Below are 16,062 nucleotides of genomic sequence, written 5' to 3'. Positions count from 1 at the left end.
ACCGCCAGCTATCAGGCGCGACAGCAAAGCAGCAGTGCAGGACTGAGCGTGACGGTCCTTGGCACCGGATCGCCCAGCGCATCCCTCTCCTCCGCCCGCCTAATCGCCACGGGCGATTACGCCTCCGCCACCGAGCAGTCTGGCCTCCAGACCGGTGATGGTGGCTTCGATGTCGAAGTGGGCGGCAACACCGGGCTCAAGGGCGGCGTCATCGCGAGCAGCGAGACGGCCATTGTCGAAAAACGCAACCGTCTCACGACCGGCACCCTCACCACCGAAGACCTCGCCAACCACTCTACCGCTTTCGCAGAGGCCTCGGGCCTGAGTTTCTCCACCGACATGCTCACCCAGGGCAAGTACGGCATCGCCAAAAGTCTGATCGCTAACACGGCGCTCAATGGCGAGCGCTCGGGCGCCTCCAGCGGACGGACTCGAAGTGCAATCGGTGAAGGCGAGATCGTCATCACCGATGAGCAGAAGCAGCAGGAATTCACTGGGCGGACCACCGAAGAGGCCATCGCCCTGCTCAATCGCGACATCGACAACAGTCACAGTGCAGCCGAGAAACAAGACGCGGATCGTCTGCGGCGACAGGTGGAGGCCGAGCAGGTGATAAAGCGGGCGATATACACCGAAACGGTTAAATTCTCCGACGAGGCGTACCGGACGATGTTCCTTAGGGATCATCCCTTCTATGAAGTCCTGCGGGACGAGAACGGTCGTGCTCTTGTCGATCCAGAAACTGGGGAGCAGAAACTCAGACTTTTAAGTGAAGAAGAAAAGCGCAATCTCAAACCCGGCCCTGACGGCAAAATACATATTACCGCCAATGGCATCTTCAACGATGAGGAAGCGGCGGCGAAGTATGCGCTCCAGCACGCCTCCGATTCTGGACCGCAATACCTTGTGTACTTCCCGGAAGCGAACAACGTGCTTTCCGAACTGATGGTTGCGGGTTACCAGAGATTCCTGGAGGGCGACCTACTGGGATTGACCAACTCCACCGTACAAGTGAAAGATGCCATGAGCCTGTACGGACAAAGCGGCCTGCACCTGGATGGACACAGCCGCGGTGCGATGACTATCGGAAACGCCATGGAATCGCTGGAGAGTACTTCCGATGCGCTAGGGACGCTAAGCGGCACGACAATCAATTTTTTCGGCCCGGCATACAACACCGCCCAAGCGGACGATCTGCTGAGCGGGTTGCAGAATCGGACGAATCTGCCAGAGGAAACACAAACGGGGATGGTGTTGATGTATCAGAATCATGTAGCTGACCCGGTCGGCAGTATTATAGGCAACAACCCGCCGACGGGCGGAACCATTCCGCAGGGCAGCAGTGTGCTGGAGGAGATGGTTCGGGCCGCGACTGGGCAGCCGGATACCTCACACAATCTATATTACGTAGATGATGCCAACTTCAAGCCTGAATTGAAGATACCTGAACGACAGAAAATAATTGATGACTTCTGGAGTGGTACTACACCCATCTTGACGCCAGCTAGGTAGCGATATGTTGCAACGATATGTGTCTCTTGTATGTGCGCTTGCGCTTATCCAATACGGATGCGTAAACAAACCATTTCAGCCAGTTCCTGAGCCATGGGAACTTTGGTCAAAGAAAGGAGTGACGGTCGTCGGAGTCAGAACTGCAATGCTCGAGTGTGGATTTGACTTTGGTGACCCTGATATGGAGGCGAATGACATTGCGGTTTCCTATAGATGTATGGAAAAGGATGGGTTTGGTTTTAGGCAAACGCGTTATACTTCATCATGCGGTAACTACCCAGACTTGCCAGCGTGCAAGCTATCTATCGAGGAAGTTCCTGAACGAGACTTCACCCTCCGGCTGGATAGCAAGTTTTGCAAGAAATACCACGATGCATCCATTTGTCAGCCATAGCCCGTAGGTTGGGGTGAGCCTGCGAACCCCAACACAATAACCAATAAAATGGACCGGCGATGTGAAATTGGCAAGCCGCTGTAAAGGGAAAATTTTTCACTTTACAACGTCATAGGAGAATGCCTTAACCTGATCAGGGCGGTCAAAAGCAAGTGTGGAATATAGCAGCGGCCCTATTGGGAAGACATAATTCGAGATGAGCTCGACCACCAACGGCCTGTGGATATTATTAACTCCAATCCTGTGAAGAATGGACATGTACACAATGGAAAGTTTCGGCTCGAGTATCCATCGGTGTATTGGTGTCACCACTCGGTATAGTGATCGGAAAATAAGAATGTGGATATGGCGAGCGTTGAGATGAATAGTGTTGGGTTTCGCAGGCTCATCCCAACCTGCGGACTGCTATAAGCACGCCATCAACCCGCCAGCCTGCAACCCGGATGGTTACATAAACCCAATAGTTGCATTAATCATGACCCAATGATTTGTTTCACCCCGTTATCTGCCGGATGAAATAGATTTGTTGCATGGTTTCCTGGAATGCACCGCTGGTGGAGTCCAGCATTGCACCCTGTAGGAGGCCCGCCCCCGGGCCGATTTCTCAGCGAGGCGCCGCTCCTACAGGTTGATTATTGCAACGATCGGGTAAACCTACCCCTAGAATGCTTGCTTTGAGATGCATGAATAAATTGAAAAGCTAACCAAAACTAAAAGGAGATCCAGATGAAAGGAAGCGTATCAGTAATTGTATCTGCAGTAATATTGAGTGGTTGTCTGACCCTGTCCGGTGTATACGAGTTGACTGCAGTTGATCAGCAGGGTGCACCGGTGTCTGGCAATACCCGGATCATTGCTGAAGGTTCGGGCATCTACACTGCGCGCAATGCGCTGTGTAGTGCCCACCCCGGTGCCACGGTAGTTATCAAATCGGGCAGCACCGGGGAAAACCTCGACAGTGAAAGCCCATACCGTTGCAAGTGATGGCAGGGCTGTTCAGCACACCGCAGTGGCGCGACGTGGAAGGATAGGTTCAACGAATCGCTCGGTGCCACGCACCCATTCCATCAACTTTCACAAACGGTGGTCCATTGTCGAAACAACGTGCGGCCTGTGGTCAGCCACATCGGTATGCCCGTTGCCTTACCGAGATTCGACCTATTAACCCTAAATCAAAACCAGGAAAACCATGACAATAAAAATCGCTAGTGTTACCACCTTGGCGCTGTTTATTTTAACGGCGTGCTCCACCTTGCCGGGTAAACCGGAGTTGACCGCAGAGGAGATGAAGGAGCGGCTGATGTCCAGCCCTGTGTCCGTGCTGCCGGTCCATGAGCCGGTCATGCTGTTTGAGAGAACCAAGGCCCGGGCCATCGCAAATTCCGTGATCGCGAGCCTGGCGGCGAGTGCGGCGGGAAATATGGCGCACACCAGCAGTCCGCAACAGTTGCAGAGCAATATGGAGATTAGCAGAGAGTTTGGTCAGCAATTGCACGGGGTATTGCCTGATGGAGATCGGGTCAGCGCCGGGCGTGGAATCGACCGGGCCTTTGCAGGGAAGCTTGCGGAATATTTTGCAAACCGGGAGAGCGGTGAGGCCGGGGCGAATGGTACGGTCGTCTTTCGGGTCGGCGCCAGTCTGTGGGAGCTGGGTTATGAATCATTTTTGGCCAGCAATGACTACCAGCTGAACTACCGCTTGACGCTTCGCGTCCAGGCGCAAGGTGAGGAGAGTCTACAGACCCTCAAGACCATTATCTGTGCGGGTTCGTCCGCGCACCAGATGCCATTGGAGCAGTGGCAGGCGGAGAATTACCGGGAGGTCGATTTGGCTGGCCACGAGATTGTTGAGCACTGTTTTGATCTGGCCCTGCTGCAACTGGGACTGGGCGCGGTTCCAGTAGACGGCAACGAATAACAAGCACGTGACAAAAGGATAAACAAATGGAATTGAAAATTAACACCGGTATGCCGGTTCTCTTTCTCCTCTCAACCCTCTCTGGGTGCGTCGCTTCGGTACCGGTGAATGGCAAGTCGGCTGCCGGGAGTGCGCTGAAATCCGATACGACGAAAACCGTTGTTTCGCTGGCCAAGGCCTATACCCGCTGTGACCGTGTCGAGTCCATCCAGACGGAAATCCTCCGCATCAACCCGGCTGGTCCGAAGCCATTGTCGACATCCAGTCAGCCCGGCAGTGTCGATGAGCGCTGGACGGTTGATATTTGCGGACGAAAAGTGCCCGTACTGGTCACGTTCACGCCGGACGGCCAGGGCGGTACCTTCTTCCGCACAACGATTGAGCAGACAGGGCCGGGACCGGTTTTATAGAAAAACCGGGGTGATCCCTGTATTCTCTTGAGTCTGTAATGAACGAGGGTTTTATCCCCTTGCCTGTCCCGGCACCGGGGTGAGCCCCGGTGCCAAACGCAGGCCGAAAAAGCACCCTTAAACCAGCGAGCGATCCATGACGAAAAGAGATGATGCCCTGCAGATACGCCCGGTGGGCGACGGCGAGGGACCGGTCTTCGTGACCCAGCGGCTGGTCCGTTTCAGCCATGTGGATCCGGCCGGGATTGCCTATTTCCCGCGTATCCACAACTTCATCCACGAGGCGTTCGAGGATCTCTGGGAGGAGTATATCGGGGTGCGCTATTTCTACCTGATCCAGGATCTGCGCATCGCCTTTCCCATGGTTCATACCGAGGTGGATTTCCGTCAGCCGCTGCGCTTCGGCGAGCGCCCGGAGATCCGCGTCTCCTGTTTCAAGCTGGGCCGCAGCTCCCTGGGGCTGCACTACCGGATCTACGTGGACGAGCGGCTTTGCGTGGATGCCCGCACCACCACCACCTGCATCGATGCCGACAAGCTGAAGAGCCAGCCGGTGCCGCAGGAGTATCGCGCCTACTTCGAGCGCATCTACTATCCGGAGTGAACCCGCTTCGCCGCAGATAACGGGCCCTGTGCCTGCCCCAGCTTGACCCTGGCACGCGCTTCCGGGCAACCACGGGGGGTTGCCCCTACGATGCCGCGAGTGTCGTGCCCCTACGATGCCGGGAGAGTCGCGCCCCAGCATCATGATGTGAACGGCGTTTTGTTGGGGTTCGCAAGCTCACCCCAACCTACCGGGCTGAATGTTTTCCAGGCACCAGGTGTATCGCCTACCCGTAGGAGTGGCGCCCGCGCCGCGATGATCGGCCCGGGGGCGGGCCTCCTACAGGACGGGCCGCGTGCTGGATAGGTGGTTCAACTGTAGGTGCGGTTTCAGCCCCGTCCGCCATCCCCCGCTTCCAGCCGCGCCAGCTCGTTTTCGCTGAAGCCACACTGGCGGCGCGCTTCGTGATTGAAGGGGCCGCGCGGGATGTGGCCGAGATAGCGTTGCAGGAGTATGAAGAAGGTGGCGTCCGGGTCCAGTCCTTGCTGTTCGCAGCGGAAGCGGAACCAGCGGGTGGCGGCGCTGACGTGGCCGATCTCATCATTGGCGATGCGGGTGAGGATGGCGGCGGTCGCGGAGTCACCCAGTTCCTGGAATTTTTCCAGGGTTTTCGGTACCACATCCAGCGCGCGCGCCTCGAATACCCGGTGCACGATGCCCATCCGGTCCATCAGCTCGTGGGCGGTCTCCACGGCGCTGCCCCAGAGCTCGTCATGGGCGCTGAAATCGCCGTAGTCGAAGCCCATGTCACGCAACCGGCCGCGCAGGGCGAGGAAGTGCTCACTCTCCTCGCCGGCGCACTGCAGCCAGTCCTCGTAGTAGGCCCGGGGCAGGCCGCGGAAGCGGTAGATGGTGTCCCAGGCCAGGTTGACCGCGGTCAGCTCGATATGGGCCAGGGCGTGGATCAGCGCGGCGCGCCGGGTGAGCGAGCCGAAACCGCGCTTGCTCACCTGCTGGGGCGGCACCAGCAGCGGCCGCTCCAGCCGGCCCGGCACCAGCAGCTGTTCCGGTTCGTCATCCGAATCCCAGCACAGCCTGCCGGCGCGCCAGTCGGAGACCAGGGCCAGGGAGGCGTCCAGCTTCTCGTCCGGATCGGCGATCAGAAAACAGCGCTTGGCGGCGGTGAAGAGATTGTTCAAACCGGACTCCCGGGCAGTGGCTGGCGGACGGGGTTCGGTGCAGGGCCGAACCGCCGGCTCATTGTACCGCAGGGCGTCCGTCTAGGGGCCTGTCGGGTTTGACCGACCGTAGCGAGGGAAAGCCGATTTGAGCCAGATTTTTCGATCTTTCGAGGCGAATAGTGGACCTATTTAACGAGAAAGATCGGAAAATATGGCCAAATTCGGCTTTTCCGCAGTAGGTCAGCGTTAAATCCGACAGGCTCCTAAACAGGCCTATTCGGTCCCGGTCGCCTGCTGCGCCAGCAGGCCGGCCATGCGCCAGACGGCTTCGGTAATGGCTCGGTCAAAGGTGGCGGGTGGCTGGACCCAGCCCTGATTTGTCGATTCCAGCGTTAGGCTCCAGCGGCTGGCCCAGGTGCCGTCGGGAGTGACCGTCATGACGCCGGCGAGGGTGCCATCGACCGCCGGCCGGTCGGCCGGGTGCCGCGGCAGGGCCAGCGGAATCGCGGTGCGCCGGGTCAGCGTCCGGAACACCTCGCGCTGTCCCCAGCCGCGCCGGGAGGTCTCGGTCAGGTGATAGCTGCCCTGGCTGTCGGTGATCTCCAACTGCACCCCAATGGTCGGGCGCGGACCCAGCCAGGGGGTCTGGCCGGCCGCCGTCAACAGGCGCTGCAGGGCTTGCGCACGGAAGCTCACCTCGAGGAGAAAGCTGCGCTCCCGGGTGCCCTGCTCATCGGCGATCTGGATGCCCGCCTTGCGGTCGGTGTAGCGGCGGCTGGCCACCAGGGTCTCCAGGGTGGCCGGGGTGAGGGGGCCGAGCTGTTGCACCACCCCACGGTCGCCGCAGAGCCGGGCGACGACCGTCTCGAACGCCTCCCGGGTGCCGCGGGCCCACTCCGCCGCATTGTCCCGGCCGGTGACGATGCTGGTGGCCTGATAGAGCGCTTGCGGGTCGCCGGCGATGGCCAGGGAGAGGCTGCACAGGATCAGGGCGAACAGGGCGGTGAAGCGCTTTCCGGTTCCCACGGCGGGCTCCTCGGGGATCAGGTATTTGTCCGATTCGCAGCGATAACAGGCTGACAAAGAAAGTCTAGCCCATGGCCGGATCGGCATCCGGGCGCCTGTCGGGCCGGGGCCCGGACCCGCGCCGGGGAACTGGCATATACTTTAAGGCGTCTGCTTCAATCCCTGGCAGCGTAACGGACAGACCATGAGCGATAACAACCAAACCCACCTGAGCCTGCGCGTCATCACCCTGGCCGACTATCCCCAACTCGCCGAATTGATGGAGCTGGTCTATGCCGATATCGGCGGCGCCTGGCCCAAGGCGACCATCCAGGCGCTGGTCAAGGCCTTTCCGGACGGCCAGATCTGCATTGAGGACAAGGGCCGGATCGTGGCGGTGGCCCTGACCATCAAGGTTGATTACAACCGCTTCTCCTTCGTGCACAAGTACCGGGACATCGTCAGTGACCAGCAGATTGCCCGGCATAATGAAAAGGGCGATGCGCTGTATGGCCTGGACGTGTTCGTGCATCCCGACTACCGCGGCTTCCGCCTGGGCCGGCGCCTGTACGAGGCGCGCAAGGAGCTGTGCCGGGCGCTGAACCTGAAGGCAATCCTGGCCGGCGGCCGCATCCCCGGCTATAACGACCATGTCGGGGAGCTGACGGTGGCGGAGTACATCGACAAGGTGAAACGGCGCGAGCTGCACGATCCGATCCTCTCCTTCCAGCTGGCCAACGACTTCGACGTGAAGCGGCTGATGCGCGGCTATCTGCCCGAGGATACCCAATCGAAGGGCTTCGCCACCCTGCTGGAGTGGAACAACATCCTGTTCGATGAGGACGGGGATTCGGTGCATGGGGTGGAGAAACCGATTGTGCGTATCGGTATCGTGCAGTGGCAGATGCGCGCGGTGATCTCCCTGGAAGACCTGTTGAGCCAGGTCGAGTTCTTTGTCGACTCGCTCTCCGACTACCAGTCCGACTTCGCCCTGTTTCCGGAGTTTTTCAGCGCCCCGCTGATGGGCCTGGCGCGGGACAAGAACTCGGTGGAGGCGATCCGCTTCCTGGCCGGCTTCACCGAACAGATCCAGCGCCGCTTCTCCCAGCTGGCGGTCAGCTACAACATCAACATCATCGCCGGCAGCATGCCGCTGCTGCAGGGGGATCGGCTCTACAACGTCGCCTACCTGCTGCATCGCGACGGCCGCATCGACGCCCAGTACAAGATCCACATCACCCCCCACGAGAAGCGCGACTGGGTGATCGACGGCGGCGCCGGGGTGTCGGTGTTCGAGACCGACGCCGGCCGGGTCGGCATCCTCACCTGCTACGACGTGGAGTTTCCCGAGCTGGCCCGCCTGCTGGCGGACCAGGGGGTGCAGATCATGTTCGTGCCGTTCTGGACCGACACCAAGAACGGCTACCTGCGGGTGCGCATCTGTTCCCAGGCGCGGGCCATCGAGAACGAGTGCTACGTCGCCATCGGCGGCAGCGTCGGCAACCTGCCCCGGGTGGACAACGTGGCCATCCAGTACGCCCAGTCGGCGGTGTTTTCGCCCTCCGATGTCTACTTCCCCCACGACGCCACCATCGCCGAGGCGACGCCCAATGCCGAGATGATCCTGTTCGCCGACGTGGACCTGGAGAAGCTGAAGCTGTTGAGCACCGAGGGCTCGGTCACCAATCTCAAGGATCGCCGCCTGGACCTCTACCGGCTGGGGCTGGAGAACCTGATCGACTTCGAGTGAGCGGGTTCCTCGTTCCCACGCTCCGCGGGGGAATGCATACCCAGCGGCAATGGTGGATGCACCTGCCGGCTTATTCCATCCTAGGCTTCTTAAACGGTACATCCCGGTACCACTCCTCCTGTACTACTCCTTACCCCACGTGCGTGCCCGTGGCCCACCATTTGACGGCAGTGGATGCGTTGGGTTACGCGGCGCCCGGACATTGTCGGGGTATGGACGCGCAGTACCCGTGCGCCGCTAACCCAATCTACGGCAATTGATGGGTAAAGTGCAGGACTAGGGCTCGCGCTTCTTGCGGCGCGCCCGCGGGTGGGCGCTGTCATAGACCTGGGCCAGGTGCTGGAAGTCGAGATGGGTGTAGATTTGGGTGGTGCTGATATCGGCATGCCCCAGCAGCTCCTGCACCGCCCGCAGGTCGCCGGAGGACTCCAGCAGGTGGCTGGCGAAGGAGTGACGCAGCAGGTGCGGGTGCAGGTTCTGCCGGCAGCCTTGCTGCAGTGCCCACTGGTGTAGCCGCTGCTGGATGGAGCGCGGCCGCAGGCGGGTACCGCGTTGGCTGACGAACAGGGCCTGCTCGTCCGGGCGGGCGAGCTGGCCGCGTACCTGCTCCCAGGCGGCGATGGCCGCCAGCGCCTTGCGCCCGACCGGTACCCGGCGGCTTTTCGCCCCCTTGCCGATCACCTCCAGGGTGGCGTCGTCGCGGTCGATATCATGCAGGTTGAGCGAGACCAGTTCGGCCAGCCGCAGCCCGCAGGAGTAGAGCAGCTCCATGATCGCCAGGTCGCGCCGTTGCAGTGGCTCCTCACTGGCCACATCCAGCAGCCGGCCCAGCTGGTCGGCATCCAGGGTGTCGGGCAGGTGGCGTTCGGATTTGGGGGCACGGATACCGCTGGCGGGATCGTTCTCCACCACCCCTTCGCGCAGCAGGTAACGAAACAGGCTGCGCAGGGCGGAGAGTTCCCGCTGCAGGCTCTTGCCGGAGATGCCGCCGCGGTGGCGTTGCGCCACGAAGGCGCGCACCTGCCGGGGAGTCAGTTTGTCCCAGCCGTCCAGCTCCTGTTCCCGGCACCAGTCACGGAACCGCTGCAGATCGCGCTGGTAGTTGCTCAGGGTGTGGGGGGAGAGGCGCCGTTCGAAGCGCAGATGGGACAGGAACGCCTGCAGCCGCGCTTGCAGGCGGTCCGGGGCCTGCATCAGCTGCCCGGTTCCGACACCACCTCCAGGGTCTTGCTGACGATCTCCCCGAGGCGGATCAGGTAGTCGGTGCCCATGCCGGGGTGGAAACGGTGTTCACTGTGGCTGCCGATGGCCAGCACTCCCAGCAACCCCTCGCCCTTGACGGGTATCAGGGCGGTGGAGGCGATATCCTCGGCCTGGGGACCGAACAGATATTTCAGCTGGCCGTTGGCCAGCCGGCCGCAGCGTGGCCGATTGGCATCGAGGAATTCCCGGAAGCCGTCCAGGTCGGGGTTGGTCAGATGCTCGGCCTCGATGGCCGAGTAGAGATGCAGCTCCACCGCCTCGGCACGGAAGTCGTCGTGCAGCAGGTCCTGCAGGGTATTGATTACTTCGTCAAAGTCGCAACACTCGATCAGCTTGACCGTGAGATGGTGCAGCCGCTCGTTGAGCAGCTCATTCTCCCGGGCGATGGCGACGAACTCCTCCAGCTTGCGCCGGTTCTGTTCGGCCTGCTCGCGCAGCACGGCGACCTGGCGTTCGATCAGGGAGACGGCACCACCGTTGCTGTGCGACAGCTCCAGCCGGCTCAGCAGCTCGGGATTGCGGTCAAAAAAACCGGGATGGTCGGTCAGAAAGTCGATCAGCGTCTGTTCCATCTGCGGAAGGTCGGGCGTTGGCTCTGCTTGTGGGCTCATAATTCGATGGTTCCTTCAAACACCGACGCCGCCGGACCGTACATCAGGACAGGCGCCTGTTCGTCAGGCCACTCTATCACAAGTGCACCACCGGGCAAGCTGACCTTGACACTTTTGTTAAGCAGCCCGCGCAACCGGCCCGACACCACCGCCGCGCAGGCGCCGGTGCCGCAGGCCAGGGTCTCGCCCACGCCGCGCTCGTAGACGCGCAGGGCAATGGCGTCCGCCGACAGGATCTGCATGAAGCCGACATTGACCCGCTGGGGGAAGCGCGGATGCTGCTGCAGGGCGGCGCCGATGCGCTCCACCGGGGCCTGCTCCAGATCCTCCACCACCATCACCGCGTGGGGGTTGCCCATCGAGACCGCGCCCAGGGTGAGCGGCTCGCCCAGCACCTCGACCGTATACTCGGCGGCCCGGCGCTCGGCCACGAAGGGGATCCGTTCGGGCTCCAGGGTCGGGACCCCCATGTCGACCCGCACCAGGCCGTCCGGCTCGATCGACAGCCGGATCACCCCGGCCTGGGTGCCGACACTGATCTCCCGCTGGTCGGTCAGTCCCTGGTCAAGCACATAGCGGGCGAAACAGCGGGCGCCGTTGCCGCACTGCTCCACCTCATCGCCATCGGCATTGAAGATGCGGTAGTTGAAGTCGGTGCCGGGAAGGCTGGGCGGTTCCACCAGCAAGATCTGGTCGCAGCCGATGCCGAAGTGGCGGTCGCCGATCTGGCGAAACTGTTCCCGGGTCAGCCGAAGCGGCTGGGTGACGGCATCGAAAACGACAAAATCGTTGCCCAGCCCGTGCATCTTGGTGAATGCATATTTCATGGCGGGGTTATTTGTCCTTGGCCTCTTCCTGCTGCTGGCTGGCCGGGTCGGGCAGATAGAGCGGCCCCTTCTGACCGCAAGCGGTGAGCAGGCTGCCCGTGCCCAGGACCAGGATGACGAGCCAGAGAAGATAGCGGGACCAGCAGAACATGGCGTGTTGCTCCGAATATTTCCAATGCAGCGCATTGTAACCCTGGCGGCAGTCAAACCCAACCGGATTCCCTGCCACCCCTGGACAAGGCTGCTAGGGCCGGATCTTCATCAGCGCCTGGTTGAGGCGCCCCTCTAGCCGCTTCTTGAATTTCAGCAGTTGGATGGTGCTGGCGTCCTCCTCGGAGCCGATGCCGGAGAGCTCCAGGCTGGTCAGGTAGATGGGGTAGGCCTTGTGGCCAATGCGCTGCTCAAGCAGGTGTTGCGCCACCGCACCGTAGAGCCCGGCGCCGTACTCCAGGGAGCTGAACTCGCGGTCGCCGCAGACCAGCAGGTGCGGTGCCTGATTCAGGTCCAGGCCTTCGCTGATCAGGCGCAGCTCCATGTAGCTGTCGGGGAGCCGGTGGCGCGGCGGGGTGCGCGGTTCGGCCACGTAGTCGCCGTCCCGGTTGCGTTTGAGGCGGTAGAACTCCGGTGCATCCAGCAGGTAGCGGTGCGCGGGCTGGTTGCCCGGCAGGCTGAGGCTGCGCAGCAGCAGCATGCCCTTGAGAAAGCGCTGTTGCTGCACCAGCAGGTAGTGTTCGTCCGCCTCCTGCATCTGCTGATGAAACAGCGCGCCGTGCTCGTCGAGGATATAGAGTTCGGTCCGGCTCTTGTGGGTCAGGTAGCATACCTGGATCGCCCCGGCTCGGTTCAGGCGCATGATGCAGGGTAGCGGGGTCGCTGCGAGACTCAGGCTGTCGATGATGGTGGGGCGGAAGCTGCGCTGGGGTTCGGCCAGGATATCCAGCGCCTCCTGTTCACCGGCGAGCGGGAAGTAGGAGAATTTTTCATTCTGATAATGGATCAGGTAGAAGTCGTCCTCGATCTGCTGCAGATAGCGGCTGTTGAGGCCGCTGCCCGCCTCGCTGAAGCAGTGCCGGACATCGTTGAACAGCTTCTCGACCCGCTTGGCGGTGCTGCCGCCCCGCACCGAGTTGAAGCAGTGTGCGGTGGCCCGTGGCGGCGGCGCCTCGCCCTGCAGCGCCATGCGCAGATAGTGGCACAGGCTCTCCAGCAGCCCCCGGGTCCCCTGGTGGGAAGTGACCAGGGTCTCGCCCCAACTGGTGGTGATCAGCTGCTCCACCGTCGCCACCAGGGAGTTGTGCGCCGCGCCGAAGCTGAGCGGATCGCTGCGCTCCGTGGTGAGCTGTTTGCCGAGTTTCGCCAGGTGGGCCATCGGGTCGATGCCGGTGTTGAGGAACAGGGTGCAGGAGAGGGCGTAGGGCGGCTGTTTCAGCCGCGTCATCGGCACCGATGTGGTCGCGTGCGGCGGGTAGATGCTGTTCAGCGTGCCCAGAATAGCCAACAGCTCCTCCGCGCGGACCGGATTCTCCTTGGGATAGAGGGAGATGATGGTGCCGAGATTGATCAGCCGGTTCAGGTGGCACCAGGCCAGCACCTCGCTGAGACAGGCGGCGGTCTTCAGCGGGCTGGTGACCCGGGCGGCCTGCTCATTGACCTCCCCCAGGTAGAGGAACCAGGCGTACTGGTCGCCCTGGGTGCGGGCGTAGTGGAGCGAGATGCGCTCCTCGTAGAGGCTGCGGGTGATGCCGGGATTGATGCTGTCGATCTTGCCCGGACGCTTCTCCAGGGCGGTGTAGAGCTTGCGCCCGAGGAGGCTGATCTCTTCCGGGTCGATGGCCTCGGTGGAGGCGTACTCGCGGGCAAAATCTGTCAGCAGCCGGTAGCTGTAACTGAGTTCGCGCACCAGGTTGTTGCGCTCATCCATCACTTGGTCGATCTTCCAGCTTTGGCGCGAATCCAGATTGACCAGCACCCCCTTGCCCCAGCCCCAGTCCTGCGCCAGCGTCTGCAGCACCTCCCGTTTCCAGTCCTCGCGCAGCCGCAGCGGCGCCTGGCTCAGGGTCTGCTCCGATTTGAAATAGAGGCAGCGCCGCGCCAGCTCCAGGCGCTCCGGCTCGCCCCGACCCTGGAGATACTGTTCCACCCGCTGGTACATCAGCACATAGGGGTCGAGTTGGCGCAGATTGAAATCGCCGCTGTAGATGGCGCGCTTGGTCTCCTGGCAGAGCCAGCGGATGGTGGGATAATCCCGCGCGTAGGCCTCGGTCAGCAGCAGCTTGAGGATGGTCTTGTATGGGGACTCGATGCCCTTGAACAGCTGCCAGTGGGCGGCGCCGATAAACTCCTCCACCGGGATCGACTCCAGGCCGCCGAAGTCGAGGCAGTCCAGCGGGTCGACGAAGCGTTTGTGGAACAGCATGCGCACATAGCGGCTGTAGTCCTCCTCCTCCTCGGGTGGCACCAGCCACCAGACCGGATAGCGTCCGGCCAGCAGTACCCCGGTGCGGTAGAACTCCTCCAGCAGCAGGTGCGGCTGGGTGGTGCCGCTGCTCTCGTGGGAGAGGGCGTCGAGCTTGCCGTCGCGAAAGGCGTCCACATCCGTGAGGAAGAAGTGCACCTCCAGGTTCAGCTCCTTGCCCCAGGCCTCGATCTTGCGCGCCTTGCGGCGCAGCAGATCGCGCTCTGCGGCGTCCAGCTCGGGATCGTGGCACAGCCAGATATCGAAATCGCTGCCGCTGGTATGGGCGATACTGCCGATGCTGCCCATCAGGTAGAGCGCCTGGATATAAAAGCGCCGTCGGGCCCGTTTCTTGTACTCGAAACTGCGGCTCAGCTTGCGGGCCAGGCGCAGCACCGCCAGGGTCGGGGTGTAATCGGGGATGCCGATGGGGGTGTCACTGCCGGCAAAGCCCGGCAGGGTCGGGTGGTTGATGTGGAACAGCAGCGGCAGCAGATCGACAAAGGCGCGCTGGTTGGGAGTCAGCTCGCGGGCGATCATGCGCAGCCGCTCCCGGTGCAGACCGAGGAAGCGGCGGCGGATAGTCAACAGCTCCTGGCGGCCGATACCGTCTTTGTGTGACACCGCCTCGGCCATGGGTCGACCCTCAGGAGTGGCCGCTGGCGGCTGAGTTTTCTGCCAGGTTGGTGAGTGCCTGTTTCATCAGCAGACGGGCATCCTGGCCCTTGTGCCACTCGGCCAGGCCAAAGCGCAGCGCCAGGGCGTCGGTGGCAAACTGCGCCGGCAGCGACAGCTGGGAAAAGTCGCCCAATACCTTGTCCATCAGCTCGCTGCCGTGGGGCAGACTGGTCTCCGGCAGGATGATGATGAACTGGCTGTGGTCCCAGCGGGCGATCAGGTCGACCCAGCGCAGGCGGTCGCGCAGGTAGCGGCTCACCTCGAGGATAATCTCATTCGGGATCGGCGCCTGGTCGCGGCTGTCGAGCAGCTGAATTACCGCCAGGCTGAGCGGATTCTGGTAGCGGCGGCTGCGCGCGACCTGGGCATTCAGGGCGCGGGTCAGGGACTGGCGATTGGCCAGGCCGGTCAGTTCGTCGGTAATGGCCAGCTCTTCAACCTGCTGTTTCAGTCGTTGATTCTCCTCCTGCAGCCGCACCAGCTCGGTGATATCCTGAAAATATTTGATGGTGTGGATCTCCGGGTCCGCGTCCTCCCGCTGTTCCACGGAACAGAGCAGCCAGCGATCCTGTTCCACCCCGCTGCCGAACAGGTGCATTATCCCTTCGCCCTTGAACAGCCCCCGGTGTGTGGTGAAGGGGAACTGCTCCCGATCCTGCCCTACCAGTTGATCGGCCTTGAGACCCAGCAGGGTTTCCAGGGCCGGGTTGAGCCAGCGGATGGTACCGTTCTGGTCGAAAATCAATACGCCGCAGGGAGTATTCCGCAGCGCCTGGTGGGTAACACGACTTGCTTGAGTCAAAACCAAGATCCTCCGATCCGAATTTTTTGCCTGGCCGGCGGATGCACCCCACCGATTATCGATGGGGCGTTCGGGTGATCACCCCCGCAACAGCCTATAGAGCGCCCGATTTTGGCTAAACTTTAGTTTTCAACCTTCAGAATAGTCTATCTTTTCCATAATCATTGCCGATGAACGAGGAGGTCGGATGGAGCGGCAAAAGTGCGTGACGGCTGCCCGGCTGCAGCCCGGGGACCCACTCTGGCGGCGGGTCCCCACCAGCGATCCGGCCGGACAGAACCTGAACGATTTCATGCTGCTGATCCCGGGACTGAAGCGTTGGGCCCAACACCGGCGGGAACGGCTCCTCGAGGAGCTGCGGGGCGTGTTCGAGCACCACGCCGACCGGGTGGTGTTCGCCGACCTGAACCTCAAGCTGAACCTGTTGTGGATCAGTCATCGGCAGGGCAAGGGGGTCTCCCTGGCCCTGTTCGAGGCGATCCGCGAGCGCGTCCCGGAGGCGCTGCTGGTGGCCAGTCAGGCCGAAGTGCAACAGGGTCTGCAGCAGCAGGCGCGGCGGCGTGCCGCGCGACGACTGTTGGGTCGGGATGGGTCCTAGAATCTATCTGAATACCCCCGGCTCCATCCGGGATGTGGAAAAAGATTAGCCGCGAGGAGTGGTGCAAGGCTGCACCGTTTACGGACCTGAGGATGGAATGATGCGGTTCGCAAG

The 16,062-nt window shown here is 61.9% G+C and carries 15 protein-coding genes; 7 read left to right on the top strand and 8 right to left on the bottom strand.

Features of this window, described 5'->3' with window-relative positions; genetic code table 11:
• The 5 genes from O9K64_RS22710 to O9K64_RS22690 all read left to right on the top strand — a co-directional run.
• On the top strand, nt 1–1,512 hold a 1,512-nt coding region (locus O9K64_RS22710), incomplete at its 5' end, for a hypothetical protein (protein ID WP_335342345.1).
• Between the two features lie 1,120 nt (nt 1,513–2,632).
• Nucleotides 2,633–2,890, top strand: coding sequence for a hypothetical protein (locus O9K64_RS22705; RefSeq protein WP_275100407.1), 258 nt, complete (start codon nt 2,633–2,635; stop codon nt 2,888–2,890).
• Nucleotides 2,891–3,095: 205 nt separating this feature from the next.
• On the top strand, nt 3,096–3,824 hold the full coding sequence (locus O9K64_RS22700) for a hypothetical protein (RefSeq protein ID WP_275100405.1): 729 nt from the start codon (nt 3,096–3,098) through the stop codon (nt 3,822–3,824).
• Nucleotides 3,825–3,850: 26 nt separating this feature from the next.
• Nucleotides 3,851–4,234 carry a hypothetical protein gene (locus O9K64_RS22695; protein WP_275100404.1) on the top strand — a complete coding sequence of 128 codons (384 nt, stop codon included), beginning with the start codon at nt 3,851–3,853 and terminating at the stop codon, nt 4,232–4,234.
• Nucleotides 4,235–4,370: 136 nt separating this feature from the next.
• Nucleotides 4,371–4,838 carry an acyl-CoA thioesterase gene (locus tag O9K64_RS22690; RefSeq protein WP_275100403.1) on the top strand — a complete coding sequence of 156 codons (468 nt, stop codon included), beginning with the start codon at nt 4,371–4,373 and terminating at the stop codon, nt 4,836–4,838.
• Nucleotides 4,839–5,167: 329 nt separating this feature from the next.
• Here the strand turns inward: O9K64_RS22690 and O9K64_RS22685 are convergent, their stop codons facing one another.
• Together O9K64_RS22685 and O9K64_RS22680 are read right to left on the bottom strand one after the other, a co-directional pair.
• Nucleotides 5,168–5,977, bottom strand: a complete 810-nt coding sequence (locus O9K64_RS22685; protein WP_275100402.1) for a ferritin-like domain-containing protein — start codon at nt 5,975–5,977, stop codon at nt 5,168–5,170.
• Between the two features lie 255 nt (nt 5,978–6,232).
• Entirely contained in the window at nt 6,233–6,985 is a 753-nt protein-coding gene (locus tag O9K64_RS22680; protein WP_275100401.1) for a DUF2066 domain-containing protein, read from the bottom strand.
• A gap of 184 nt (nt 6,986–7,169) precedes the next feature.
• Between O9K64_RS22680 and O9K64_RS22675 the strand changes: the two genes are divergently transcribed.
• Nucleotides 7,170–8,714, top strand: coding sequence for a bifunctional GNAT family N-acetyltransferase/carbon-nitrogen hydrolase family protein (locus tag O9K64_RS22675; RefSeq protein WP_275100400.1), 1,545 nt, complete (start codon nt 7,170–7,172; stop codon nt 8,712–8,714).
• 276 nt (nt 8,715–8,990) lie between these two features.
• On the opposite strand, the gene xerC is transcribed toward O9K64_RS22675, so the two are convergent.
• The 6 genes from xerC to O9K64_RS22645 form a co-directional block, all read right to left on the bottom strand.
• The gene (gene xerC, locus O9K64_RS22670; RefSeq protein ID WP_275100399.1) at nt 8,991–9,908 is read right to left on the bottom strand and encodes a tyrosine recombinase XerC; all 918 of its coding nucleotides are present in this window, start codon (nt 9,906–9,908) and stop codon (nt 8,991–8,993) included.
• The gene (locus tag O9K64_RS22665) at nt 9,908–10,588 is read right to left on the bottom strand and encodes a DUF484 family protein (RefSeq protein ID WP_275100398.1); all 681 of its coding nucleotides are present in this window, start codon (nt 10,586–10,588) and stop codon (nt 9,908–9,910) included. The genes xerC and O9K64_RS22665 overlap by 1 nt, the downstream gene beginning before the upstream one ends.
• On the bottom strand, nt 10,585–11,415 hold the full coding sequence (gene dapF / locus O9K64_RS22660; RefSeq protein WP_275100397.1) for a diaminopimelate epimerase: 831 nt from the start codon (nt 11,413–11,415) through the stop codon (nt 10,585–10,587). The genes O9K64_RS22665 and dapF overlap by 4 nt, the downstream gene beginning before the upstream one ends.
• Before the next feature lie 7 nt (nt 11,416–11,422).
• Nucleotides 11,423–11,566: an LPS translocon maturation chaperone LptM gene (lptM, locus tag O9K64_RS22655; RefSeq protein ID WP_260295843.1), complete on the bottom strand. Its 144-nt coding sequence runs from the start codon at nt 11,564–11,566 to the stop codon at nt 11,423–11,425.
• 93 nt (nt 11,567–11,659) lie between these two features.
• Nucleotides 11,660–14,506, bottom strand: a complete 2,847-nt coding sequence (locus O9K64_RS22650) for a class I adenylate cyclase (protein WP_275100396.1) — start codon at nt 14,504–14,506, stop codon at nt 11,660–11,662.
• 10 nt (nt 14,507–14,516) lie between these two features.
• Nucleotides 14,517–15,350 (bottom strand): GGDEF domain-containing protein, encoded by an 834-nt coding sequence (locus tag O9K64_RS22645; protein WP_275100395.1) that lies wholly within the window; start codon nt 15,348–15,350, stop codon nt 14,517–14,519.
• Between the two features lie 187 nt (nt 15,351–15,537).
• Between O9K64_RS22645 and O9K64_RS22640 the strand changes: the two genes are divergently transcribed.
• On the top strand, nt 15,538–15,948 hold the full coding sequence (locus O9K64_RS22640) for a hypothetical protein (RefSeq protein WP_275100394.1): 411 nt from the start codon (nt 15,538–15,540) through the stop codon (nt 15,946–15,948).
• The last annotated feature ends 114 nt before the right edge of the window (nt 15,949–16,062 follow it).

Origin of the sequence: Sedimenticola hydrogenitrophicus (assembly GCF_029017505.1) — a bacterium.
GTDB classification, from domain to species: Bacteria; Pseudomonadota; Gammaproteobacteria; order Chromatiales; family Chromatiaceae; genus Sedimenticola; species Sedimenticola hydrogenitrophicus_A.
This window is presented reverse-complemented; position numbering and strand designations above follow the sequence as displayed.